The sequence below is a fragment of the Candidatus Sodalis pierantonius str. SOPE genome, from assembly GCF_000517405.1.
GTDB lineage: Bacteria > Pseudomonadota > Gammaproteobacteria > Enterobacterales > Enterobacteriaceae > Sodalis_C > Sodalis_C pierantonii.
Map to the genome: position 1 here is coordinate 2,774,497 of NZ_CP006568.1, position 22,654 is coordinate 2,797,150.

Genomic DNA, 22,654 nt, shown 5'->3' on the forward strand with positions numbered 1-22,654 from the left:
CCGCCCTCGGCGGTCAAGCGCGCGCTTTGACGCTCAGGCTGAGTAGGAACAGCACCGAGGCGCACAGCACAACGGACGGACCGGCCGGCGTATCGTAGAGCGCGGAAAAGGCCAATCCGCCGATGACCGCCAGCGCGCCCGCGAGGGTAGCGTATAACGCCATCTGCTCCGGGCTACGCGCACAACGGCGGGCAGCCGCGGCGGGAATGATGAGCAGCGAAGTAATAATCAACGCACCGACAAACTTCATCGCCAGCCCGATGGTCAGCGCGGTGACCAGCATCAACAACAGCTTGACGCGGGGCAGGGGGATACCGTCTACGTGGGCCAATTCGGGGCTGATGGTCACGGACAACAGCGCGCGCCATTGCCACAAGATAAGCGTTAGCACTACTGAGACCCCCGCGCCCACCAGCGCAATGTCCTGCGGCGTGACCGCCAGCAGATCGCCAAACAGATAGGCCATCAAATCGACCCGCACCCCCTGCATCAGGCTGACCACGACCAGGCCCAGGGAGAGCGAACCGTGCGCCATGATGCCCAACAACGTATCGATAGCCAACTGGGGGAAGCGTTCCAGCCATACCAGCCCGAGCGCCTGCGCCAGCGTAACCGCGATCACCGCGTAGAACGGATTGATATCCAGCAACAGGCCGAAAGCGACGCCTAACAGCGAGGCGTGGGCGAGGGTATCGCCGAAATACGACATTTTGCGCCACACCACGAAGGCGCCGAGGGGACCGGCCGCCAGCGATAACAGCACGCCGGCGAACCAGCTTGGGAGCAATAATTCAATCATGGCGACAGGCCCCCCTGCGCGGGCGGCACGACCTCGCCCTGCAAATCGTGGCGGTGGTTATGATGATGGTGGTAGATCGCGAGCGGCGCCGGTCCGCGCTGGCCGAACATGGCGATAAAATCAGGGTGGGCCGAGACGACATCCGGCGTGCCGGAACAGCAGATATGGTGATTAAGGCACAGTACTTCATCGGTTTTCGCCATCACCAGATGTAAATCATGCGATACCATCAACACTGCGCAACCGAGGGCCCGGCGAATGTTGTCGATTAAATCATACAGCGCCACCTGGCCGTTGACATCCACGCCCTGCGTCGGCTCGTCCAGCACCAATAGCTGTGGTGAATTGAGCAGGGCACGCGCCAGTAGCACCCGCTGCATCTCTCCCCCGGAAAGTTTCTGCATGGGCGCCGTCTGCAAATGTTGCGCCTGTACCCGCGCCAGCGACGGCGCTATATCGCTTTTTTTGACGCCCGGCCGCAGACGCATAAAGCGTTCCACCGTCAGCGGCAACGTCGGGTCCAGATGTATTTTTTGCGGGACATACCCCATACGCAGTTTGGGCTGGCGCTTTAGCGTCCCCTCAGTAGGGGCGATAAGCCCGAGCACCACCCGCACCAGCGTCGACTTGCCGGCGCCGTTCGGGCCCAGCAGCGTAAGAATGTTACCGGGGCGCAGGGTGAAAGAGATATCGTGCAGCACCGCTTTACGGCCAAAGGCGACGCCGATGTGTTCCAGAATTACCAAATCGGTCATGATGATTACGGTTGTTAAATTGCCGCGTTATTATAACATAACAATCCGCTTCGTTGCCGATGAGAATATTGCCATGCCTGCATCCTATCCCGCCGCTTTTCTGCGCGCCGTTGGTCGTACCTGCCGTTTCGTCTGCCTTGGCGCCGCGTTAGGGATGGCGACGGGCGTCAACGCGCAGGCGGCGGTTGTTGCCTCGCTCCGCCCGCTGGGGTTTATCGCCGCCGCCGTCGCCGATGGCGTTATGCCGGTGGAGATAGTGTTGCCCGATGGCGCCTCGCCCCATGATTATGCTTTGCGGCCGACGGATGCGCTGCGGTTAAAGAAAGCCGATGTGCTGGTGTGGGTAGGGCCGGAAATGGAGGCGTTTCTCTCCGGATCCGCCTCCTCGCTGCCTGCCGCGCGGCGCATTACCCTGGCCAGCCTGCCGTCCGTTAAGCCGCTATTGCAAAAAGGTGGCGAAGAAGTGCATGAAAATCATGGGCATGACCACGATGACGGTGGCGACGACGGCCATCACCACGGCGAATATAATATGCATCTGTGGCTGTCGCCGACCATTGCTCGGCGCACGGCAGAGGCAGTCCATGACCGTTTGGTGGAGTTAATGCCCGAAAAGAAACAACAATTGGACGATAATCTGCGAATTTTCAACGCCCTCTTGACAAAAAATGACAAAAATATCGCTATAATGCTAGCACTCGTTCGCGCTAAAGGGTATTACGTATTTCACGATGCGTATGGGTATTTTGAAACATACTATGGCCTGACGCCGTTAGGATATTTCACCATCAATCCCGAAATACAACCCGGCGCCCAGGTTTTACACAAAATCAGAACACAGTTGGTTGAGCAAAAAGCGACCTGTATTTTTGCTGAGCCACAATTCAGGCCAGCCGTTATCAACGCCGTCGCCCGCGGGACATCCGTGCATATTGGCACCTTGGACCCGCTGGGAATGGGTATCGCCTTGGACAAGGAAAGCTACGCGCGCTTTCTGTCGCAATTGGCGAACCAGTACGTAAGCTGCTTGGAGAAGAACACATGAGGATAGTTATTAGTGCAGCAGATAGCCCGCTCTTTCGCCCTGGCGTTTAATCATCTGCCGCGACCCCACCGTGTCATGCTGGGGTCGCTGACCATAGTCACTTTAGCCGTCGCCGTTTGGCGACCCTATATCTACTCCCCGGTAGTGGAACGGCCCGCCAGCCGCATCATTCCGCTGGAAGACCATCAATTGCGCGAGCTGACGCCCGAGGCCAGCGAACCCCTCGACCAGACCACCCCGGACAGCGACGAAGATATTCCGAAGGATGAACTGGACGAACGCGGGGAAGGGGAGGCCGGCGTGCATGAGTATGTTATCTCCACCGGCGATACCCTAAGCAGTGTCCTCACCCAGTACGGCATCGATATCGCCGACGTCACCGCGCTGGCTCAGCAAAATCCCGCGTTGCGCAGTTTGAAGATAGGCCAGTCCCTCTCCTGGACGCTGACCGCCGAGGGCGATTTGCAGCGCCTGACCTGGGATGTTTCCCGCCGCGAAACGCGCACCTATGATCGCGTGAACGGCGGTTTCAAGGAAAGCATCGCCAATATGACCGGCGAGTGGCGCAACACCACCTTGACCGGCCAGCTCAACGGCAGTTTCGTCACCAGCGTCCGCGCAGCCGGTTTGACGGGCAGCGATATCAACGCGGTGATCAAAGCGTTGCAGTGGCAGCTGGATTTCCGCAAGTTGCGTAAAGGGGATCAGTTCTCGGTTCTGACCTCGAGGGAGATGCTGGACGGCAAGAGCGCCCAAAGTCAATTGCTCGGCGTGCGCTTACGGACAGGCGGGAAAGATTATTACGCGTTCCGCGCGGATGACGGTAAATTCTATAACCGCGATGCCGCCGGTCTCGCCCGGGGTTTTATGCGTTTCCCCACCGTGAAACAATTCCGCGTCTCCTCCAATTTCAATCCACGCAGGCTTAACCCCGTTACCGGCCGTATCGCGCCCCATCGCGGCGTCGATTTCGCCGTTCCGGTCGGTACGCCGGTGCTGGCGGTGGGCGACGGCGAGGTGATGGTCAGCAAAAGGGACGGTGCCGCCGGTAACTATGTGGCCATCCGCCACGGCCGCCAATACATGACCCGCTATATGCATCTGAAGAAATTGTTGGTGAAGTCGGGACAGAAAGTGAAACGCGGCGATCGCATTGCCTTGTCCGGCAATACCGGGCGCTCAACCGGCCCCCATTTGCATTATGAAGTCTGGATCAACCAGCAGGCGGTCAACCCCCTGACCGCCAAACTGCCGCGCACCGAAGAGCTGACCGGCAGCGATCGCGCCGAATATCTCGCCCAAGTCAAACAGATGCTGCCTCAGCTGCAGTTAAACTGACATGACGCCATCAGCGGCCGATCCTGCATCGGCTGCTTTTTTCTTTATAATGCGGTTAGCCGCGGTAACTGCGCGATGACAAGCATTGAGAAAGGCAGGCATGGAAAATAAGCAAAACGGACAGATAGAGTTCATCCCGACATTCAAAAACGCATTCTACGCCCCACGTTATTGGGGTGTCTGGCTGGGGATAGGCGCCATCGCCGCCGCCGCCTGGATCCCGCCGCGGCTGCGCGATCCCGTGCTGGGCGCGTTGGGCCGCGCGGTTGGTCGCGTTGCGCACAAGGCGCGCTTTCGCGCGCAGGTCAATTTGGCCTACTGCCTGCCGGAAATCGCCGCAGAGCAGCGGGAAACCATTATTGACGACATGTTCGCCTGCGTGACGCAATCCACCATCCTCATGGCCGAGCTGGCCTGCCGCGATCCGCAGCGGGTGCTGGCGCGCGTGCGCTGGCATGGCGACGAATTGCTAAATCGGCTTCAGGAAGAGGGGCGCAATGTCATTTTTTTGGTGCCTCACGGCTGGGCGGTGGATGTGCCGGCGATGCTAATGGCGGCGCGCGGCCAAAAAATGGCGGCCATGTTCCACAATCAGCGCAATGAGCTGGTGGATTATATGTGGAATCGCGTGCGTCGGCGTTTTGGCGGCCGTATGCACGCACGCAACGACGGTATCAAACCCTTTATCAGCTCGGTGCGCCAGGGGTCTTGGGGGTATTATTTACCGGATCAGGATCATGGCGCCGAGCACAGTGAGTTTGTGGATTTCTTTGCCACCTACAAAGCGACGCTGCCGGCTATCGGCCGTCTGATGAAAGTCTGCCGCGCCACGGTTGTTCCCTTGTTCCCGGTCTACGATGGCAACACCAGCCTGCTGCATATTCATATTCTGACGCCGATGGAAGCGTTAACGGATGCCGATGCTGCTACCGTGGCGCGCCGCATGAATGAAGCGGTGGAAACGCTGGTGCGTCCAAACCCTGAACAATATACCTGGGTGCTAAAACTGCTTAAAACCCGCAAGCCTGGCGATCCCAACCCCTATAAACGCCCCTCTCGCTGAAAGCCCGGCCCACAAAGAGCGCGAAAACCCGCGTGCTGGGGCCGCGCTTGGCCGACGTGGGCGGCCAGCGGGAGGGCCGCGCGACGCGGCCTGGCGTTGTCGTGAGATTCACTTTCACCCGACCACGCTCCTCCGTTGAACTATGCGCATTAGCCGCGCGCAATGCTGTAGCCACGCTGTTGCGCAACTGAACCCGGCCTATCCACGACGCAATGTTTCTCAGCCGAACAGCATTCGCACTGTTTCGATGATGAGCTGGAGGTTTAAGACCACCAACACCGCGGTGGCCAGCCAGCCAAGTACCATAAAAGGTTTGCAATTGACAAACTTGCCCATTCGCTTTCTGGATGAGGTTAAATACAGCAGCGGGATCATTGAAATCGGTAAGGCGATGCTCAAAAAGACCTGGGTATAGACCAGGAGTTTCTCAACCACATCCCCTTTATCTCCCCATAGGTAGATGCAGGCCACAACCGGCAGAATAGCAATCAGGCGCGTAATCAGGCGCCGCTGCCACAGCGGGAGCCGGAAATTGATGAAGCCTTCCATCACGATTTGCCCGGTTAAGGTCCCCGTAATAGTGGCATTCTGACCGGAAGCCAGCAGCGCAACGGCGAATAACGTTGCCAGGGTGGCGCTGGCAATGGCGCCAACCATGCTGTGATCCTGCAGGGCATCGTACAGCTGGGCAATACGGCCGATATCATCCGGGTTTTTGCCACAAAATAGCGCGGCGCCGAGAATAAGAAGTAATCAATTAATGATAAAGGAGAATCCCAACTGGACATTGGAATCAATGGTCGCGTAGCGGATAGCCTCTTTCACCGCTCGCTCGTCACTGCGGTCGTATTGATGCGATTGTACGATGGAAGAGTGGAGGTAGAGGTTGTGCGGCATCACGGTGGCTCCCACGATCCCCAACGCGATGAAAAAAGCGGAATCGCCGCCCGCCACATGCGCGGTGAGGATCTCCCTTTGCTGGATGAACGCGTGGGCAATTTGCGCCAGGTCGGGGTTGGCGAGCGCCACCTCATAGGCAAAAATAATAAAGATCGTGGCGATGAGCGTAAAGACCAGCGCCTCGATTTTTCTGATACCAAACTTCATCAAGGCCAGCAGGAGAAACACGTCCAGCACGGTGATCATCACACCCAGTAACAGCGGGATCTTGAAAAGTAAATTTAACGCGATGGCGCTACCGATGACCTCGGCAATCTCCGTAGCGATAATGGCTAATTCGGTGGTGACCCAGAGCGCGGCGGCGGTGCGCTTGCCGACCAGGGCTTTCGTTGCCTGCGCTAAATCCATTCCCGTGACGATACCCAATTTGGCGCACATGACCTGGAGCAGCATCGCAATCAGACTGGAAATCAGTATTACCGACAGCAGAAGATAGCTGTAGAGTGCCCCCCCTGAATCGAGGTTATCCAGTTGCCGGGATCCATATAGCCGACCGCGACCAATGCGCCAGGCCCCGAAAAAGCAAACAGTTTTCTAAAAAATCCGCCTTTCCCCGCCGGAACGGGGATCGTACCGTTAATTTCTTCCAGACTGTTCTTTCTGACTATTTCCATATTTTCTTCCAAATTGACCGAAAGCGGTGACAAAAAGTGATTTTATTATAAATGGTAATGAGATTCGTTATCAATTAAAAGCTCGTTGAGCCTCGGTTTACACCAGGCAGGCGGCGACCTGCGCGCGTAGCGCCGGTCCTCTCCTCAGCGCAGGGGCTTTAGCGCAGGCTTCCCCAGCGGGCAGTGACGAACCTCGGACGTCTTGAAGATCCTTAGTGCCCTATCTGCACGAGGCGCGGGCAATCATCGCGTATACGGCAGCAAATAATAAGGGGTGCGTGGGGAAGGCGGCGGACTAATCCGAGGCTGTTTAGGGGAGGTTGAGCTTGCTGCTTGGCGATGGCACTTTACAGGACGGCGGCACACCCATGCGGTTGGCGCCCGCCGCCACGGCGCTGATGCGCTAGCGGAGGATGGCCCTCACCGGCTTGCGCGCAAGTCGCAGTATCGTATTGCGCCTAGGTGTTCGGCTTTGAGGCTCTCGCCCGCCGATCCGCTCGCGTCAGCCGCCACTCTGGCGGCAACGGCGCTGACGCCAGAAGAGAGGGGCATCCAGGTGATGGTGATCCTATACCGCCCTGTACAAGCTTGGCGAGACGGGAGATCGCGCAATCCGCTTGCGAGGGGGTGGAGCGATCGCAGCGGCCCGTCTCCGACGCAGACTGCTTGAGCAAACGTGAGACGGGCCCGCAAGGCAGGGTCGTCAAGGTCGCTTTGTTTTACAATGCGCGCAAAACCACAATACCGGGTTTGCTTTGCATATATTCCATGAAGGGCGTATCTACCACTCTGCGGTTACGCTGCAAAGAAGATGCATTGCGATAATAGAGTTCGTCTCCTTTCCTGATGGCGATGCCCACATGGGAAACATCCAGTCCGTCAAGTTTGGAATAAATACCAATATAGTCCCCTGAATGGATTGCGTTCAGCGCGGCCTGATCCAAGTCGCCCGCGGGGATGTAGGTAATGTCGCGCTCGAATACCCCGATAGCGGGAATAAATTTACCGCCATCCGCTTTCAGATTTAGGTGTTTATGAACCACCTTGGCCCTAGGACTAATGTGCGCGGTGATATCCATCGCATTGCGCGGCTGGCTCGCAAACCAATCCGTGAAGAAATGTTTGCGGTTAACAAAGGACACCTGGCTTTCTTTGTAGCGGGTTTTCACCAGTTGTTCGAGGAAATCCGTTCTGTTTGCCGACTGGCTCAGCGCATTGACGTAATCAAGAAAGGTGAAGCAGTCGACGCCGTTGAAATCTACCACCAGTTTTTCGGGCTCCGTCGCCGAGCTGATTAAGGTATTGGCCTGATACGGCGTACCAAGAAACGATTGCGAAACCTGTTCAATTAATTCCCCGCGGCTATCCTGTCTGTGTGCCTGTATATAATTGATGATATGCTGCGCTTTCTCCGCACTGATGGCATCCATGGCCAGCGAATAATTTTTGGGTGAACATGCCGATAATAAAAGGCACAAGGGAATGAGCAGGTATAAACGCATGGTAATTTCCTTATGGCGGTAAACGAAGATAAAGTTGAAGGGAATTCCTACTCAATATCAAAACCAACCTGCTTTCTGTTGTTATTTCATTTATATCTATCTATGGCGCTGTAAGATAATGGTGTCGATATAAATTATGATCTAATTAATTTATTAACTCTTTAACTGGTGTGGTAGCTGTATTAAGAGTGGCATATCGTAAACTGTACGGCTTGACGTTTATTCTTGGGGCGGCATACGCCGCGGGGCAATATAACGTTAAGCGATGACAAGGATACCGCCCGCCATGGGTTTGATGTCCGCTAAGGGAGAGGGAGAGGTGACGCCGCCGTACCGATGGGATGACGGCGCAGTCGCGCGACAAAGGAGGTGTTATGGGAGGATCGCATGTCACGCTGGCGACCTGCGGCAATAGGGCCAGGAAATCGCGTGCACGGATGAATTATTCAATGGCGCCCTTGAGGCCCACTTTGTCTTTAGCGCAAGGGAAAAATTCATCGAATTTTGCGGACGTGTGTTTTCCGGCAAAAGTCGAATGGATGATTACAAAGAAATACATCAGTTATTTTGTTATGATAAACCCTGCTCTTTGTGGAATGAAACCATAGAGAGTCATTGGCGGCCGCTTTTGGGTCTGATGAAAATGATGGATCACAGTAAGGTGGAATATCGACAACACTACCGTATTGCATGGCAGATTAACGGTAATGACAGTTATATGTTAACGTTACTGTATGCCGACAAACCGCTCGCCAGGACGATATTGAATCAGCAAGAAACCGATTTCTTAAAAAGCCGCGTTTTTAACGAAAATAACGGTGAAATAATCGTATGCGCCGCCCCGGAGAAGACAGACCCTCGCCAAGAGTATTACACGAGGGCATTATTAAAGCACTACGAGCAGTATAGACAGGCGAGGGCCAAAGCGAAGAGCGAGCCTGTTTAGAAATTTGTGTATTTGCCTGATTTTGATATGTTCAATCCAACATCAAAAACAGGTTAATTTATGGACGAAAAACAGTTGCAGGCTCTGGCTAACGAACTGGCCAAAAATCTCAAAACCCCTGAAGATCTCAGTCACTTCGATCGGCTGCTGAAAAAAATCAGCGTCGAAGCAGCTCTCAATGCCGAAATGACCCATCACCTCGGCTACGATAAAAATCAGCCTAAACCGGGGACCAACGCCCGCAACGGCTATTCCACAAAAACCGTTACCACTGGCGATGGCCCGCTGGCGCTGCGTACTCCGCGCGATCGTGACGGTTCCTTTGAACCGCAACTGGTGAAGAAGAACCAGACCCGGATTACCGGGATGGATAACCAGATTTTATCGTTGTACGCCAAAGGGATGACCACCCGCGAGATCGCCGCCGCGTTCAAAGAGCTGTATGACGCCGATGTCTCGCCGGCGCTGGTCTCAAAGGTCACCGATGCGGTCATGGAGCAGGTTGTCGAATGGCAAAACCGGCCTCTGGATGCAGTCTATCCCATTGTTTATCTTGACTGTATCGTTCTAAAAGTCCGGCAGGACAGCCGCATCATCAACAAATCTGTGTTCCTGGCGCTGGGCATCAACATCGAAGGCCAGAAAGAGTTGCTAGGTATGTGGCTGGCCGAAAATGAAGGCGCAAAGTTCTGGCTGAACGTGCTGACAGAGCTGAAAAACCGCGGCCTGAACGATATCCTTATCGCCTGCGTAGACGGGCTGAAAGGTTTCCCTGACGCTATTAACGCGGTGTATCCGGAGGCGCGGCTCCAGCTGTGTATCGTACATATGGTGCGCAACAGCCTGCGGTTCGTCTCCTGGAAGGACTACAAGGCCGTCACCCGCGACCTGAAAGCTATCTATCAGGCCCCTACGGAAGAAGCCGGCTTGCAGGCGCTGGAAGCGTTCTCCAGTGCCTGGGACATCCGCTACCCGCAAATAAGTCGAAGCTGGCAGGCAAACTGGGCCAATCTGGCCACGTTCTTTGCCTACCCAACGGACATCCGCAAGGTGATCTACACGACCAACGCCATCGAGTCGTTAAACAGCGTGATCCGGCATGCCATCAAAAAGCGCAAGGTGTTCCCGACCGACGACGCAGTGAAAAAGGTGGTGTGGCTGGCGATACAGGCGGCCTCACAGAAATGGACAATGCCTTTGAGGGACTGGCGCATGGCAATGAGCCGCTTTATTATCGAGTTCGGTGACCGCCTGGACGGTCACTTCTGAGAAAAGGCATTTACACAGAATCGTGTACAGGGTCCTTCTTCGCTTATTTTGCCATTCCAGCCAAACCACAATCCGCCCTGATCTTTAAGTGAATCCATTATGCCGACGGCCAGGCCACCTGCGCTTTCCTTTTTACCTTCAATAGCCGCTATTCGATTTGATACTACCACTAGGCGACTCATAAACCCTCCCCAACCGAGTTTTTGATTTTAATAAGATGATTTTCTTGTTGTTTTGCCAATGTCAGAATCCATCGGTGTACCTGACTCACATCGTCCAGATGGTATCGGGCAACCGTCGTGCCGGATCCGACTTTAATCGAAATGCCCTGCAAAGCGTTAACCTGTTTGAAACCGGCTTCATCTGTCAGGTCGTCGCCGATAAATAACGGCGTCCGTCCGACAAACGGCGGTTCTTGCATGAATGCCGCTATCGCCGCGCCTTTATCGACGCCCGCCGGCTTAAGCTCAACCACACATTTGCCGGGCTGTAATACCAGTTCGGGATACCGTGTGACCATATCCTGCGCCAGCGCCAGCGCCAGCGCCAGGATCCGATCGCGATAGTGTTCCCCTTGACTATAATGCAGAGCGAACGCCACCCCTTTATCTTCCACATGGCAGCCGTCAAACGCCGCGATGGCCTGTTTGAGTTCACGCGCCAGCGCGGTGGCGATAGTCCCTGACAATGCCACGCGGTGGAACTCCCCGCGGGCGTCGTGACGCTCCGCGCCATGAACACCGGCGGCCGGTCCGCGCAGCGGCGCGCTCAGGCTATCAAGTTCAGCCACGGGCCGGCCTGAAACCAATGCCAGCGCACCGCCGGCGGCGGCGGACAGATCGCATAGCGCCCGTTTGATATCGCCAGGGATGGTGACCTATTCAGGCCGCGTTTCAATACCGGCGAGCGTTCCATCCACATCAAAAAAACAGGCGGTTTCCGCCAACACTATCGGGGGTATTGAATCACTTGGTGTCATACCTTTTTTTCCTCATTATGTCCCGCTCACGCGCGCTCTTCACGGCGCATCGTCCAACATTTCATTGCGTACGCCCATGGTCTGGTCTGGCAGCCCTGACAGTCAAGATTGAAAGCGGAGTTCAAAGGAGTGCAAGAATATGAAGTGAATTCAGGTTTTCGTCATGCTCCTTGGTATGTGCTTTACCAGCACCCAGCTTTCTTTGTTCCGGTACCAGCGACCAGCGAAACGGTGGTCTTCTCGAGGCTGGTTCTGGAACCGCCTGAGTCAGGGCGGCGGTGGGCGGTGATAGCAAAATAAGTATAGTCATGAAAAACGACTCTGTCATAACCCGGCTAACGGCCTGCTCCCGCGTCCACCCGTTTATTTTTAACATAAAAACAACGCACGGCTTACAATTTTATCCGTTCTTCCATCAAAACCTCTCCAAGGTGACGGTCGAGGCATCGCCCTAGGCGTGGTCATTAACGCCCGCTAGCGGCGATGACGGCGCGGCCGGGAGACTACCGCCAACACCTCACGCCCTTTCCCACCCGGCCGCGCAGGCGTTGGCGCATCGGCTCAGGTCAATTAATCTTAAGCCACAAAGCTGCCGTGTCCGGATGAGTATTTACAAATCTCCTTGGGGGGGCAGCATCGCTAGCCTAAAATATCGGCAAATCCAACTCTCAATTGTCTATATTTTAGCCGTATTACGTTTAACACCATGAAAAATAGCGATAAAAAACTTTAGCACCAAAACATTACAAATCATTTCCATGCTTACAGTGTGGCCAAAAATTCTTCGCTCAAATTAATGAATTTTTCTTATGTATAGTTAGCAAAATATTCTTTATTATTGATAATAATAAACAGGATTATTACTAGTCACCTCATACGATGGAGAGGTGCGTCTCCCACGCCAGCGGGGGAATTTTTGGACGGCTCTGTGCGCGGTAGGCACCCCGGCGATTTGCCGATTTGTTAAGAAACGGTGATTGATGGTGCACCTTAAGAGTTGTCCGAAAAAAATATCGTTGATTAAGATCACACATTGTGATTAAAACATTTGCTATGGACCTAAAAAAATAATTCAGAAGTACAGAAGTGATGTGAGGCTTTTGGGCATTTTATCGTTGAGTAAAATGGATAAACAAATTCAAGTGAGGGTACGCTATGGCAACGATTATTATGGACTCATGCAGTTATACCCGACTAGGGCTGACGGGCTTTTTGACCGAAACAGGGGTAAAGCGTCGAAATATCAATATGGTAAATGACATTGCGCAACTTCAGGCCAAATGCGATAAGCTTAAGCCGGCGGTGGTGTTCATCAACGAAGAGTGCTTTATTCATGAACCTGATGCGACGGGAAGAATTAAACGCGTTATTACAGCTCATCCCGAAACGCTTTTTTTCATTTTTATGGCGATGACGAACATCCATTTTGAAGATTATCTGTTTGTTCGCAAAAATCTTAATTATTACATCGAAATCCGCTTTGTTGAATAAATCCGAAATTTGTGACGACTTCCTTCCTATCAGGGCGATTGTTACATGATGCGGACGCTGTTTGGCATTCCTAACAGTGTGATCCGGTTAAGTGCTTTAACCATTGCCATTGCCTCACCTACCTGCGCGTCATAGTCATGCAGACTCAGATGACCACCCAGAAGTGTTTTAAACCGGAACATGGCCGTTTCAGCCAGTGAACGCCGGTGATAACCTACTTTCTTTTTCCAGGTATCGTTATTGCCGCTCAGATGCTGATTTGCCACCGCATGGTTACGCTCATGGTATCGAGCTGGCCAATATTGCGCACCACTTCGCGGTGGGATAAGAGGCTTTATTTTTTTCCTCAGCAGAGCATCATGACAGTAACGCGTATCGTAAGCACTGTCAGCCGACGCTTCCCTGATTTTCCGGTGGGTTTGGTTAATCAGCCCGGGCAGCGCCTGCGCATCTGTCGTACCGCTTAGCGATAAATCGGCACAGATAATTTCATGTGTCACGCTATCTACTGCCAGATGAAGCTTGCGCCATACTCTGCGCCTCTCAGCCCCATGCTGCCTGACTTTCCATTCGCCTTCGCCGAAGACTTTCAGGCCGGTGCCATCGATGACCAGGTGTGAGATTTCGCCGCGGGTTGGCGTTTTTATGCTGATGTCGACGGTTTTTGCTCGCCGGCTGACCAGAGAGTAATCTGGGCAGCGCAGCGACAGCCCCATCAGTTTAAAAATCGAGTCAACGAAACCCTGTAACGCCCGGAGCGAAAGGTTAAACACGCGCTTTATCATCAGAACCGTGGTAATGGCCATATCGGTGTAGTGAAGCGGCCGGCCACGATGTTCAGGTGGTGTACTCTCAGTCCATGCAGCAATGGCTGACTCATCAAGCCATACTGTCAGGTCCCCCCGCTGCCTGAGCGCATTGTTATATGCGGGCCAGTTGGTAATTTTAAACTTTTGCTTTGCCATGGGGACCTGATGTTGAAACGAATGTAGTGATCAGAGCCGCCAGTCACCTAAAAGTTCGATTTATTCAACAAAGCCATCGAAATCGATCAAGCCCGCCACGCTCAATTCCCTCATTGCGGGATGCTGCAAAAATCGCGTGACCGAGCATACGCATCTAACGAGTCTGGATATCAATCCCGTGCGCCTGAGCCAAACCGAATCTCATATGCTGCGCATGTGGATGTCGGGACAGGACACGATACAGATTTCCGACAGTATGCAGATCAAAGCCAAAACGGTCTCGTCCCATAAAGGCAATATCAAACGCAAAATCAAGACCCATAATAAGCAGGTGATTTACCACGTCGTGCGTTTAACGGAAACCGTCACCTCGGGTATTTTTGTTAATGCGCGCTGACGGGGCGGCATAGTGCGTTCCGCCGGCGCGGCACCGTGTTGCTAGAAGCGGTGTTGTTACCGGCGCCGCAAAAACGGCTAGCGATAGCCGATAACCGATAGCCGATAGCCGATAGCCGATAGCCGATAGCCGATAGCCGATAGCCGATAGCCGATAGCCGATAGCCGATAGCCGATAGCTTATTTTGTTTGCGCTTCACCTACAAGCGGCTCGACAAAAATCCCGTCCGACGAACTGACCTCATTAAAAAACCAAATGCCGGTGGGATAATCGTCAAGGGAGACCAGATACATAACTCCCTCGCTAAACTCCTCCACCGCCAGAATGGTCCCTTCCCGGCGCGGCCCGCCATCGGTTTTAACTGTTACTCGATCATGCAATTTCATGACGTTCCTCGTTACGACTCACTTAGGGGTAGTATAAATGTACTTTTCCCTCAGCCGCCAGCGAGATTGTGTGAAAGACTGCCCAACTTGCGCGCGTCAACGGCCAGCGCCGCGTCCTTTCGCCAGGCGATCCATTGAAAGGCGCGCCCCACAAGGCGTGCTGAGCCCAAATGGCTTTTCCCGTCCGTTTGAGCATCTTGTCTCTGACATCGGCTCTCCTCGGGCATCTGGCTTCTGGCTTCTGGCTTCTGGCTTCTGGCTTCTGGCTTCTGGCTTCTGGCTTCTGGCTTCTGGCTTCTGGCGGAGAATAGCTCGGGCGCGACTATTCTCGACTATACTGAATTTGTCTTTTTCACTCTTTCCTGGGGAGACGATCATGGCTTTCGCCAAAGAATATAACCAACATACGAAGCGTGAAATCAGCATTGATGTCGACGCTTTGCTGAACGCGGTGGCCGACATCACCGGCGAAACGGTGCAAGAGCATGAGGATAACAAAGAGGCGCACATGGTGACCGTACAGGGACGGCAATACACTACCTTCGGCGAGCTGGCCGAGGCTTATGAACTGGATATCCGCGATTTTACCGTCAATGAGGTGAATAATTGAGCGGCCGGGGCGCGATCGCAAAAAAATCCCCGGTCGGGGGAAACCGGGGAAGCATAAATTCCGCCTTGGCGGGATGAATTTTAAAGTTCGTTACACTAGTAAATCAGATTACCTTTTCCATATTATATAGCTCCTAATAATTGGCAAGTCACGTTACGTCTGTTTCTGTTTCTACGCTGGTTTCCAGCGGTCTCCTCTACGGCCGCACGTCGTTCGCATAAATCATTATCAATATATATTGTTGTTTAACATAACTATTTTCATCGACTGACGGCTATTGCCATAGCAAGTACAGGGGAATCCACTCTGCGCTAAATTAGGAGCATTCCGATAACCCATAAACAGGCTTTTAGTTTCAGGTTAACATTTGTCCGCTTAACAACCGTTCAAATAACCATTTATTCCCATAGATCAATAAGCCATCGTATATACTGATTGGCTGGAGAGGCGGCCCGGTGGACGCCACGATGTGAACGAGGCGGAGAACAGCATGCCGAGCTTGACCGACCCCCTATTGGTGATAACCGATTTAGATGGTTCTTTGCTAGATCACCATACCTATAGCTGGCAGCCCGCCGCGCCCTGGCTGGCGAAATTGAAAGCCAACGACATACCGATTGTCATCTGCTCGAGTAAAACCACGGCTGAAATCGTCACATTGCAAACACAACTGGGTTTGGTAGGGGCACCGTTTATTGCTGAAAACGGCGCCGCTTTACAGCTTGACGCGCGGTGGCCAAACGCACAGGTATCGGCCGGCGGCTTTACCGGTAAGGATTACACCGCCCTGCGCGCCGTCATGACGCGTCTGCGCGAAGCGCAGGGCTACAAGTTTTTTGGCTTTGGCGATGTGACCGCCAATGAAGTCGCGGAATGGACCGGTCTTAGCGTGAAAGAGGCACAGCTGGCCAAAACTCGCCAAGCCTCGGAGGCGTTTATTTGGCGCGACACCGACGACAGACTTGCCGCTTTCGCCGCCGAACTGGCGGCGGAGGATTTGGCCATCACCGAGGGCGGCAGATTTTACCACGTCATGTCGCGAGGCAGCGGCAAAGGCGCCGCGGTACGCTGGCTTCTTGAACAATACCGCCAACACGACGGCCGGCGCTGGCAAACCCTAGGTCTGGGGGACGGCCCAAACGACCAATCCATGCTCGACGCGGTAAATTATGCCGTGATTATCCGCGGATACAGTAAAACGCCGGTGGTACTGTCCTCGGCGCACCCGTCCATTTATCGCACCCAGGCCTACGGACCCGAAGGTTGGGTGGAAGGTTTGAACCATTTCATTACCGAGGCGTGATTGAGGTCATACCCATAACAATTCAATAAAAAACATAGCCATTGGGGGTTGTTTTATGAGCGATTTTCACCAAAACGGAATTATTGCCAATTTCCATAATCTGTCCGATCGGAAAGTGGAAGAGTTGGAGACCGAACTCATCGGCTTCTCCCGCAAACGAAAAATGGGGCTTATCCTTCCTTCGCTATTTTCCGAACTCGAGGGGCCGGCACTCACCCATATCATAGACGAATTAGCGCGGGTCCCTTACCTGGAAGAAATAGTCATCGGTCTGGATCGCGCCGACCGCGAGCAGTTCCTTCACGCCCGAGAATTTTTTTCTCGCTTGCCGCAGCACCATCGTATTTTATGGAATGATGGGCCGCGGTTGAAAGCCATTGATGCCGAATTGGAAAAAGAGGGTTTATTCCTCCACCGAACCGGGTAAGGGACGCAATGTCTGGTTTTGTACCGGCTACACGCTGGCCTCGGATCGCACCTTGGCGGTTGCCCTGCACGACTGCGATATCGTCACCTATGACCGCGGCATGCTGGCGCGCTTACTCTATCCGGTCGTGCATCCCCGTTTCAGCTATGAATTCTGTAAAGGGTTTTACGCACGTGTCGCCAATGGCAAGATGAACGACCGCGTGATGCGCCTATTGGTGGGGCCGCTTTTGCGTTCGCTGGAGAACGTGTATGGACAATCAGAATATTTGGATTACCTGAACAGCTTTCGTTACCCGTTGTCCGGCGAATTCGCGATGCGTACCCGGGTCATGCACGATATGAAGATCCCTGGCAATTGGGGGCTGGAGATCGGCCTGTTGTCGGAAATCTACCGCAATTACTCACCCAATCACATTTGTCAGGTTGAAATTGCCGATAATTACGATCATAAACATCAGCCGCTGGCGGAAGAGGATGGTTCGGGCGGTCTGAAACGGATGAGTAACGATATTATCCAATCACTTTATCGTAAACTGGCGACGATGGGAGTGAACCTCACCAGCGATTCTTTTCGCGTGCTAAAAGCCACCTATTATCGTAACGCATTGGATATTTTGGATTTTTATCATCATGATGCTATCATGAACGGCTTGAGTTTCGACCAGCACAGCGAAGAAGCCGCGGTGGAATTATTTATGCAGTGCATACTCGACGCCGGCCAGGCGTTTATCGAACGGCCGAACGATAAACCTTTCATCCCAAGCTGGAGCCGCGCGCAGTCCGCCTTTCCGGATATCATGCAGCGTATTTATGATGCGGTCGAAGAAGACAATAGAGGGAATGTCTAACGTTCAGCGCCGCGACGCCGGCCGGGATCCCGGCCCTTTTTGTTAACTCTGCACCCCCGGTGGCGGCAGGGACCCATGCGGCCAGGATGCGCCGCAGCGTTTCCCTGACGACCTATCAGTCAGTCAATCGGATTAGACCCGCTATGCGCGAATTGAAACCTAATGAACCTCTGGTGGCCGCCCTTGCAGACTGGATTGAGGATCATCTGGATCGCGATATCGCTTTACCGGAAATCGCCGCCCGCTCCGGCTACTCCGTCTCGCATATGCAGGGCATTTTTCGGGCCACTACCGGCATGGCCATTGGCCACTACATCCGCGAACGTAAATTGACCGAAGCCGTACTCCGGCTACGAAATTCTGACGAGCGCATTCTTGATATCGCGGTATCCTACGGGTTTAATTCCCAATCGCAATTCACCACGCTATTTAAAAAATATTTTGGTGTCACGCCGCAGGCCTGCCGCAACGATCCCGCCCTGCCCTTGCGGCTCACGCCGCCGCTGCACATACCGCCTCCTCGCAATCCCACGCGTTAGCACAGCCTCACCGCCGAGCCAAATGTTTTCATTCTCTTAATCATTAAAACAAATTGATATAATTGAATAAAAAAAGAACTTTTATGAATAGCATTTGATGGCGAATAGCGTACTATAATCCAGTAGTAGAAAATTTCCCTGGTGTAACTTGAGATCTTTTAGCCCGTCAATGGCGGGCTTTTTTTGATACCGCGCTTCGGCACCGTGTCTGATTTAAATGAATAATAACAATAGATTAGTGTATTATTCCTCATCTAACAGCCATAACGTACCCCGTTACCTTCCCCACGACCCGTGGCCTGATCTTGCCCTCTAGCGCCTTTTGGCGTGGCGACAGCCCCCAGAGCCCCTTTTTGCGACCGCGAATGTCTTGCCAAAAAAATGAAGCAAAAGTTTGATAAAAATAAACATAACCCTGCGGCGCGCGATGGGGCAAAGGCGAAAACCGTGCGCGCTTTAGCCACCTCGGATAAAGCATCCCCATTTTAGCGGGCTGGTTAGCAGGCGGCGCACAAACATCCGGGTGTGGGTACGCTACGCAATGATGCAGGTACCGACGGCCGCAGGGGCAGTAGCAGGACGGGACGGATGCGGCGGGAAAGAATAGCTGCAGAGGTTCGAGGCATGCGGGCGCGGAAAAGGCGGCGGTAACCACCTTGATTATGTGTAGGGGGGACGGACAGAATAGCCGGCAAGGCGATAAGCGCATGATGACCGGCAGGCCTGGAAGACCCGTCGGCGCACTCAATCCTGGCACCGAGGCCTCATCGAACTGACGGCCGGAGCCCGTACCGGATTCTGTGTAAATGCCTTTTCTCAGAAGTGACCGTCCAGGCGGTCACCGAACTCGATAATAAAGCGGCTCATTGCCATGCGCCAGTCCCTCAAAGGCATTGTCCATTTCTGTGAGGCCGCCTGTATCACCAGCCACACCACCTTTTTCACTGCGTCGTCGGTCGGGAACACCTTGCGCTTTTTGATGGTATGCCGGATCACGCTGTTTAACGACTCGATGGCGTAGGTCGTGTAGATCACCTTGCGGATGTCCGTTGGGTAGGCAAAGAACGTGGCCAGATTGGCCCAGTTTGCCTGCCAGCTTCGACTTATTTGCGGGTAGCGGATGTCCGTCCCAGGCACTGGAGAACGCTTCCAGCGCCTGCAAGCCGGCTTTCTTCCGTAGGGGCCTGATAGATAGCTTTCAGGTCGCGGGTGACGGCCTTGTAGTCCTTCCAGGAGACGAACCGCAGGCTGTTGCGCACCATATGCACGATACACAGCTGGAGCCGCGCCTCCGGATACACCGCGTTAATAGCGTCAGGGAAACCTTTCAGCCCGTCTACGCAGGCGATAAGGATATCGTTCAGGCCGCGGTTTTTCAGCTCTGTCAGCACGTTCAGCCAGAACTTTGCGCCTTCATTTTCGGCCAGCCACATACCTAGCAACTCTTTCTGGCCTTCGATGTTGATGCTCAGCGCCAGGAACATAGATTTGTTGATGATGCGGCTGTCCTGCCGGACTTTTAGAACGATACAGTTAAGATAAACAATGGGATAGACTGCATCCAGAGGCCGGTTTTGCCATTCGACAACCTACTCCATGACCGCATCGGTGACCTTTGAGACCAGCGCCGGCAAAACATCGGCGTCATACTGCTCTTTGAACGCGGCGGCGATCTCGCGGGTGGTCATCCCTTTGGCGTACAACGATAAAATCTGGTTATCCACCCCGGTAATCCGGGTCTGGTTTTTCTTCACCAGTTGCGGTTCAAAGGAACCGTCACGATCACGCGGAGTACGCAGCGCCAGCGGACCATCGCCAGTGGTAACGGTTTTTGTGGAATAGCCGTTGCGGGCGTTGGTCCCCGGTTTAGGCTGATTTTTATCGTAGCCGAGGTGATGGGTCATTTCGGCATTGAGAGCTTCTTCGACGCTGATTTTTTTCAGTAGCTGATCGAATTGACTGAGATCTTCAGGGGTTTTGAGATTTTTGGCCAGTTCGTTAGCCAGAGCCTGCAACTGTTTTTCGTCCATAAATTAACCTGTTTTTGATGTTGGATTGAACATATCAAAATCAGGCAAATACACAAATTTCTAAACAGGCTCGACGGCCGTGATGGCAGAAGTTTTAGCCCGGTCTGTCAGCCCAGCAGGCATGAATTATCAGCCATTAGCCATCAGGCTATCAGAATACTAGACCATCAGATCATCAGACCATCAGCCATTTGGCGCTGCGGCCATCCCGCCGCCCCGCTGATTAAATTTTACACCCTTCGCAATCGTCTTCCGCCGACAGCGGCTCCGGCACTTCATCAGCTTTTTTTCGGCGTTTTTTTCAGCTTTGGCCAGTTCGGCGTCAATATCAAATTCAAATATATCGTCGTTCATCGCGCTATCTCCTGAAAGTCATGAGGGCAGTATAACGGTTTTCCAGACTGATTTTTATCACCCAGGGCTTTATGGCCACGCAAGCGTCTCGCGGAGACGATCTGCCGGCAATAAAAAACCCGGCTTCGTGCCGGGTTGACCGCAGTGAACAAACGGCTCAAATATCGAGCTCCTTCTTGCTCTTTTTGTCTGCACGTTTTTCCTTCAGTGTCTTCTCTGGTTTCTTCTTGGCGGCTTTATCTTTACCTCTGCTCATAAACGCCTCGCTTACTTGTGGGTGGAAGATGGGTTACCAAAAGATTCCCGATCATACACGGGCATGGTTAGACTTACCAAACCTCAGCCGGGATTGCAAGCCGGGTTCAGCCCGCCACGGCCGAAAGCAGGGCCGCCGAGCCAGCGTCAACGGCCTGCACGCCTCCAGGCGCTATTTTTTCTGACCGTGCGCCGCTAACCACTGCTGCATGGTCGCAATTTCCGCCTTCTGCGCGCTGATGACATTTTCAGCCAGCTTACGCATCGCCGGATCTTTGCCGTATTTGAGCTCCACTTCAGCCATATAGATAGCCCCCTCGTGGTGCGGGATCATCCCTTGGGCGAAAGCCACGTCCGTATCGTCGGCTCTTACGCCGGCATCCATCTGTTCATGCATGTTTTTCATTGAATCCAGTTAAGCTTTACTGGCGGCGGAAAGCGTTCCCGAGTTATTTTCTTCATTCATCCTGGCCATCTCATGGTGCGTATCGGCGGCACCAGCCAGTAAGGGGATCATCAACATTAGCAGTGGAAAGAAAGGCAATTTACGCATACTATTTTCCTTACGTGTCACTTCCTAAGGAGTAAGCCTGTTAAGGCTTACCGAGCGCAGGGCTATTGTCAAGGTCAGGCTCTCATCCCTACCGCGACGACGTTAGGCATCCTTATCATTACGCGAGATAATGAAAGAGGAAAACTGCGGCGACATCCATGTGGTGAATCCGTTGTCGCTTTTGGTAATCAAAAACACCGCCAACCCTTCGCGCAACGCCAGCTGTTTGGCTTTTTCCGTACCAAGCACCATTAAACCGGTATCCCAACCGTCCGCCTCCAGCGCCGTTGTGGCGATAACCGTCGCCGACACCAGTTTGTGATCTATCGGCCTGCCGGTCACGGGATCAATGATGTGGCTTATGCGCTTGCCGTTAAGCTCATAATAGTTACGATAACTGCCAGAGGTGCTGATGCCGTGTCCCTGCAAATCCACGATGGCTTCCGCCGCCACGGCTTCATCGGTGGGGTGCTGTATGGCCACCCGCCAGGGCTGTTGGCTGGGCGACAAACCGCGGGTCAACACAGCCCCCCCCACCGACACCAGATAACGGGTAATACCGCGCTGCTCCAGCAAGGCGGCAAGATGATCGATCGCATACCCCTCGCCCACGGTGGAAAGATCCACGTACAGGTCTGGCAGCGTTTTTTGCAGCCACTGTCCCTTGTCGGTTTCGATAAGCCGCAAATGTTCCAAACCAACGCGCGCGCGCGCGTTTGCGATTTGCCGGGCGTCAGGGGTCATTGACGGCTGTTTCTCCGGACCAAACCCCCAGAGGTTGACCAATGGCCCTATGGTGATATCCATCGCGCCGCCGGTTTTCGCGCCAATACGCAGCGCGGTGGAGACAATATCCGCCATGCCCGCGGTAATGGGCTGCGGCTCGGTTCCCCGATAGCGGTTAAAACGAGACAAAATCGTGTCATCTTGCCAGGTCGAGATTTGATGATTATCTTGTGCCAACTGCCGTTCTATCGCTTCGTTGAGACCTGGCAAGGCCGCGGCGGGCGGGGACGCCACCAGCACGCGATAATAGGTGCCCATGATTTTTCCTTCGGCACGCCAGGGCTGTGCCTGGTCCACCGCGGGGGCGCCGTCGCATCCCCAGAGCAACATTAACGTTGCCATTACTACCCCTGAAAATCTGGTCATAACATATCCTTAAATGGCCAATATTACCGCCCAACGCCTCTCATCGGCCTGAAAAATCACCCAGCGGCAAAA

General features: G+C 53.8%; 16 protein-coding genes and 8 pseudogenes. 11 read left to right on the forward strand and 13 right to left on the reverse strand.

Annotation, left to right across the window (positions count from 1 at the left end):
• Positions 1-13 precede the first annotated feature (13 nt).
• On the reverse strand, positions 14-799 hold the full coding sequence (gene znuB / locus SOPEG_RS14050) for a zinc ABC transporter permease subunit ZnuB (RefSeq protein ID WP_025245818.1): 786 nt from the start codon (positions 797-799) through the stop codon (positions 14-16).
• Positions 796-1,554, reverse strand: coding sequence for a zinc ABC transporter ATP-binding protein ZnuC (gene znuC, locus SOPEG_RS14055; RefSeq protein WP_025245819.1), 759 nt, complete (start codon positions 1,552-1,554; stop codon positions 796-798). The genes znuB and znuC overlap by 4 nt, the downstream gene beginning before the upstream one ends.
• Positions 1,555-1,627: 73 nt before the next feature.
• Between znuC and znuA the strand changes: the two genes are divergently transcribed.
• The 3 genes from znuA (at position 1,628) to lpxM (ending at position 5,000) form a co-directional block, all read left to right on the forward strand.
• Positions 1,628-2,599, forward strand: a complete 972-nt coding sequence (gene znuA, locus SOPEG_RS14060) for a zinc ABC transporter substrate-binding protein ZnuA (RefSeq protein WP_071882306.1) — start codon at positions 1,628-1,630, stop codon at positions 2,597-2,599.
• 12 nt (positions 2,600-2,611) lie between these two features.
• Entirely contained in the window at positions 2,612-3,937 is a 1,326-nt protein-coding gene (gene mepM, locus SOPEG_RS14065; RefSeq protein WP_025245821.1) for a murein DD-endopeptidase MepM, read from the forward strand.
• A 100-nt stretch (positions 3,938-4,037) separates the two neighbouring features.
• Complete coding sequence (gene lpxM, locus SOPEG_RS14070) at positions 4,038-5,000, forward strand: lauroyl-Kdo(2)-lipid IV(A) myristoyltransferase (RefSeq protein ID WP_025245822.1); 963 nt, start codon at positions 4,038-4,040, stop codon at positions 4,998-5,000.
• 219 nt (positions 5,001-5,219) lie between these two features.
• On the opposite strand, the pseudogene SOPEG_RS14075 reads toward lpxM, so the two are convergent.
• From SOPEG_RS14075 to SOPEG_RS14080, 3 genes and pseudogenes are all read right to left on the reverse strand, one after another.
• Positions 5,220-6,464 (reverse strand): annotated as a pseudogene (locus SOPEG_RS14075) (Nramp family divalent metal transporter).
• Positions 6,377-6,586, reverse strand: coding sequence for a hypothetical protein (locus SOPEG_RS29720; protein ID WP_236851481.1), 210 nt, complete (start codon positions 6,584-6,586; stop codon positions 6,377-6,379). The pseudogene SOPEG_RS14075 and the gene SOPEG_RS29720 overlap by 88 nt, the downstream one beginning before the upstream one ends.
• A 707-nt stretch (positions 6,587-7,293) precedes the next feature.
• Positions 7,294-8,076, reverse strand: coding sequence for a DUF1460 domain-containing protein (locus SOPEG_RS14080; protein WP_081743016.1), 783 nt, complete (start codon positions 8,074-8,076; stop codon positions 7,294-7,296).
• 535 nt (positions 8,077-8,611) lie between these two features.
• Here SOPEG_RS14080 and SOPEG_RS14085 point away from each other — a divergent pair.
• Together SOPEG_RS14085 and SOPEG_RS14090 are read left to right on the forward strand one after the other, a co-directional pair.
• Positions 8,612-9,022: a hypothetical protein gene (locus SOPEG_RS14085; protein WP_025245824.1), complete on the forward strand. Its 411-nt coding sequence runs from the start codon at positions 8,612-8,614 to the stop codon at positions 9,020-9,022.
• Between the two features lie 60 nt (positions 9,023-9,082).
• Positions 9,083-10,291 carry an IS256-like element ISSoEn2 family transposase gene (locus tag SOPEG_RS14090; protein ID WP_025244030.1) on the forward strand — a complete coding sequence of 403 codons (1,209 nt, stop codon included), beginning with the start codon at positions 9,083-9,085 and terminating at the stop codon, positions 10,289-10,291.
• Positions 10,292-10,329: 38 nt separating this feature from the next.
• Here the strand turns inward: SOPEG_RS14090 and SOPEG_RS24920 are convergent.
• Together SOPEG_RS24920 and otsB are read right to left on the reverse strand one after the other, a co-directional pair.
• Positions 10,330-10,473 (reverse strand): annotated as a pseudogene (locus tag SOPEG_RS24920) (alpha,alpha-trehalose-phosphate synthase); the annotation flags it as partial.
• Positions 10,470-11,270: pseudogene (gene otsB, locus SOPEG_RS14095) on the reverse strand (trehalose-phosphatase). The pseudogenes otsB and SOPEG_RS24920, both read right to left, overlap by 4 nt.
• A gap of 1,155 nt (positions 11,271-12,425) precedes the next feature.
• On the opposite strand from otsB, the pseudogene rcsA (SOPEG_RS14100) reads away from it, so the two are divergent.
• Positions 12,426-12,728, forward strand: a pseudogene (rcsA, locus tag SOPEG_RS14100) (transcriptional regulator RcsA); the annotation flags it as partial.
• Positions 12,729-12,802: 74 nt separating this feature from the next.
• On the opposite strand, the gene SOPEG_RS14105 reads toward rcsA (SOPEG_RS14100), so the two are convergent.
• Positions 12,803-13,726, reverse strand: a complete 924-nt coding sequence (locus SOPEG_RS14105) for an IS5-like element ISSoEn1 family transposase (RefSeq protein ID WP_025243865.1) — start codon at positions 13,724-13,726, stop codon at positions 12,803-12,805.
• Positions 13,727-13,802: 76 nt separating this feature from the next.
• On the opposite strand from SOPEG_RS14105, the pseudogene rcsA (SOPEG_RS14110) reads away from it, so the two are divergent.
• Positions 13,803-14,123: pseudogene (gene rcsA / locus SOPEG_RS14110) on the forward strand (transcriptional regulator RcsA); the annotation flags it as partial.
• A gap of 179 nt (positions 14,124-14,302) precedes the next feature.
• On the opposite strand, the gene dsrB reads toward rcsA (SOPEG_RS14110), so the two are convergent.
• On the reverse strand, positions 14,303-14,509 hold the full coding sequence (dsrB, locus tag SOPEG_RS14120) for a protein DsrB (RefSeq protein ID WP_025245827.1): 207 nt from the start codon (positions 14,507-14,509) through the stop codon (positions 14,303-14,305).
• 376 nt (positions 14,510-14,885) lie between these two features.
• Here dsrB and SOPEG_RS14125 point away from each other — a divergent pair, with 376 nt between their 5' ends.
• From SOPEG_RS14125 to SOPEG_RS14140, 4 genes and pseudogenes are all read left to right on the forward strand, one after another.
• The gene (locus SOPEG_RS14125) at positions 14,886-15,119 is read left to right on the forward strand and encodes a YodD family protein (protein ID WP_025245828.1); all 234 of its coding nucleotides are present in this window, start codon (positions 14,886-14,888) and stop codon (positions 15,117-15,119) included.
• A gap of 490 nt (positions 15,120-15,609) precedes the next feature.
• Positions 15,610-16,422, forward strand: a complete 813-nt coding sequence (locus tag SOPEG_RS14130; protein ID WP_025245829.1) for a mannosyl-3-phosphoglycerate phosphatase-related protein — start codon at positions 15,610-15,612, stop codon at positions 16,420-16,422.
• 55 nt (positions 16,423-16,477) lie between these two features.
• Positions 16,478-17,699: pseudogene (locus SOPEG_RS14135) on the forward strand (glycosyltransferase family protein).
• Positions 17,700-17,842: 143 nt separating this feature from the next.
• Positions 17,843-18,238 carry a helix-turn-helix domain-containing protein gene (locus SOPEG_RS14140; protein WP_025245830.1) on the forward strand — a complete coding sequence of 132 codons (396 nt, stop codon included), beginning with the start codon at positions 17,843-17,845 and terminating at the stop codon, positions 18,236-18,238.
• Between the two features lie 816 nt (positions 18,239-19,054).
• On the opposite strand, the pseudogene SOPEG_RS26470 reads toward SOPEG_RS14140, so the two are convergent.
• The 4 genes and pseudogenes from SOPEG_RS26470 to apbE form a co-directional block, all read right to left on the reverse strand.
• Positions 19,055-20,268 (reverse strand): annotated as a pseudogene (locus tag SOPEG_RS26470) (IS256 family transposase).
• A gap of 183 nt (positions 20,269-20,451) precedes the next feature.
• The gene (locus tag SOPEG_RS28540; protein ID WP_162149703.1) at positions 20,452-20,622 is read right to left on the reverse strand and encodes a hypothetical protein; all 171 of its coding nucleotides are present in this window, start codon (positions 20,620-20,622) and stop codon (positions 20,452-20,454) included.
• Positions 20,623-21,049: 427 nt separating this feature from the next.
• Positions 21,050-21,430: pseudogene (copM, locus tag SOPEG_RS30630) on the reverse strand (CopM family metallochaperone).
• Positions 21,431-21,532: 102 nt separating this feature from the next.
• The gene (gene apbE / locus SOPEG_RS14165; RefSeq protein WP_025245832.1) at positions 21,533-22,582 is read right to left on the reverse strand and encodes an FAD:protein FMN transferase ApbE; all 1,050 of its coding nucleotides are present in this window, start codon (positions 22,580-22,582) and stop codon (positions 21,533-21,535) included.
• Positions 22,583-22,654: the final 72 nt, after the last annotated feature.

Bases quoted from the DNA above. Each gene is read 5' to 3' on its own strand.
- znuC (WP_025245819.1), bottom strand. From the start codon at position 1,554: ATGACCGATTTGGTAATTCTGGAACACATCGGCGTCGCCTTTGGCCGT.
- dsrB (WP_025245827.1), bottom strand. From the start codon at position 14,509: ATGAAATTGCATGATCGAGTAACAGTTAAAACCGATGGCGGGCCGCGC.
- lpxM (WP_025245822.1), top strand. From the start codon at position 4,038: ATGGAAAATAAGCAAAACGGACAGATAGAGTTCATCCCGACATTCAAA.
- SOPEG_RS14125 (WP_025245828.1), top strand. From the start codon at position 14,886: ATGGCTTTCGCCAAAGAATATAACCAACATACGAAGCGTGAAATCAGC.
- SOPEG_RS28540 (WP_162149703.1), bottom strand. From the start codon at position 20,622: ATGAACGACGATATATTTGAATTTGATATTGACGCCGAACTGGCCAAA.
- SOPEG_RS14105 (WP_025243865.1), bottom strand. From the start codon at position 13,726: ATGGCAAAGCAAAAGTTTAAAATTACCAACTGGCCCGCATATAACAAT.
- SOPEG_RS14085 (WP_025245824.1), top strand. From the start codon at position 8,612: ATGGATGATTACAAAGAAATACATCAGTTATTTTGTTATGATAAACCC.
- znuB (WP_025245818.1), bottom strand. From the start codon at position 799: ATGATTGAATTATTGCTCCCAAGCTGGTTCGCCGGCGTGCTGTTATCG.
- SOPEG_RS14130 (WP_025245829.1), top strand. From the start codon at position 15,610: ATGCCGAGCTTGACCGACCCCCTATTGGTGATAACCGATTTAGATGGT.
- SOPEG_RS14140 (WP_025245830.1), top strand. From the start codon at position 17,843: ATGCGCGAATTGAAACCTAATGAACCTCTGGTGGCCGCCCTTGCAGAC.
- apbE (WP_025245832.1), bottom strand. From the start codon at position 22,582: ATGACCAGATTTTCAGGGGTAGTAATGGCAACGTTAATGTTGCTCTGG.
- SOPEG_RS14090 (WP_025244030.1), top strand. From the start codon at position 9,083: ATGGACGAAAAACAGTTGCAGGCTCTGGCTAACGAACTGGCCAAAAAT.
- znuA (WP_071882306.1), top strand. From the start codon at position 1,628: ATGCCTGCATCCTATCCCGCCGCTTTTCTGCGCGCCGTTGGTCGTACC.
- SOPEG_RS14080 (WP_081743016.1), bottom strand. From the start codon at position 8,076: ATGCGTTTATACCTGCTCATTCCCTTGTGCCTTTTATTATCGGCATGT.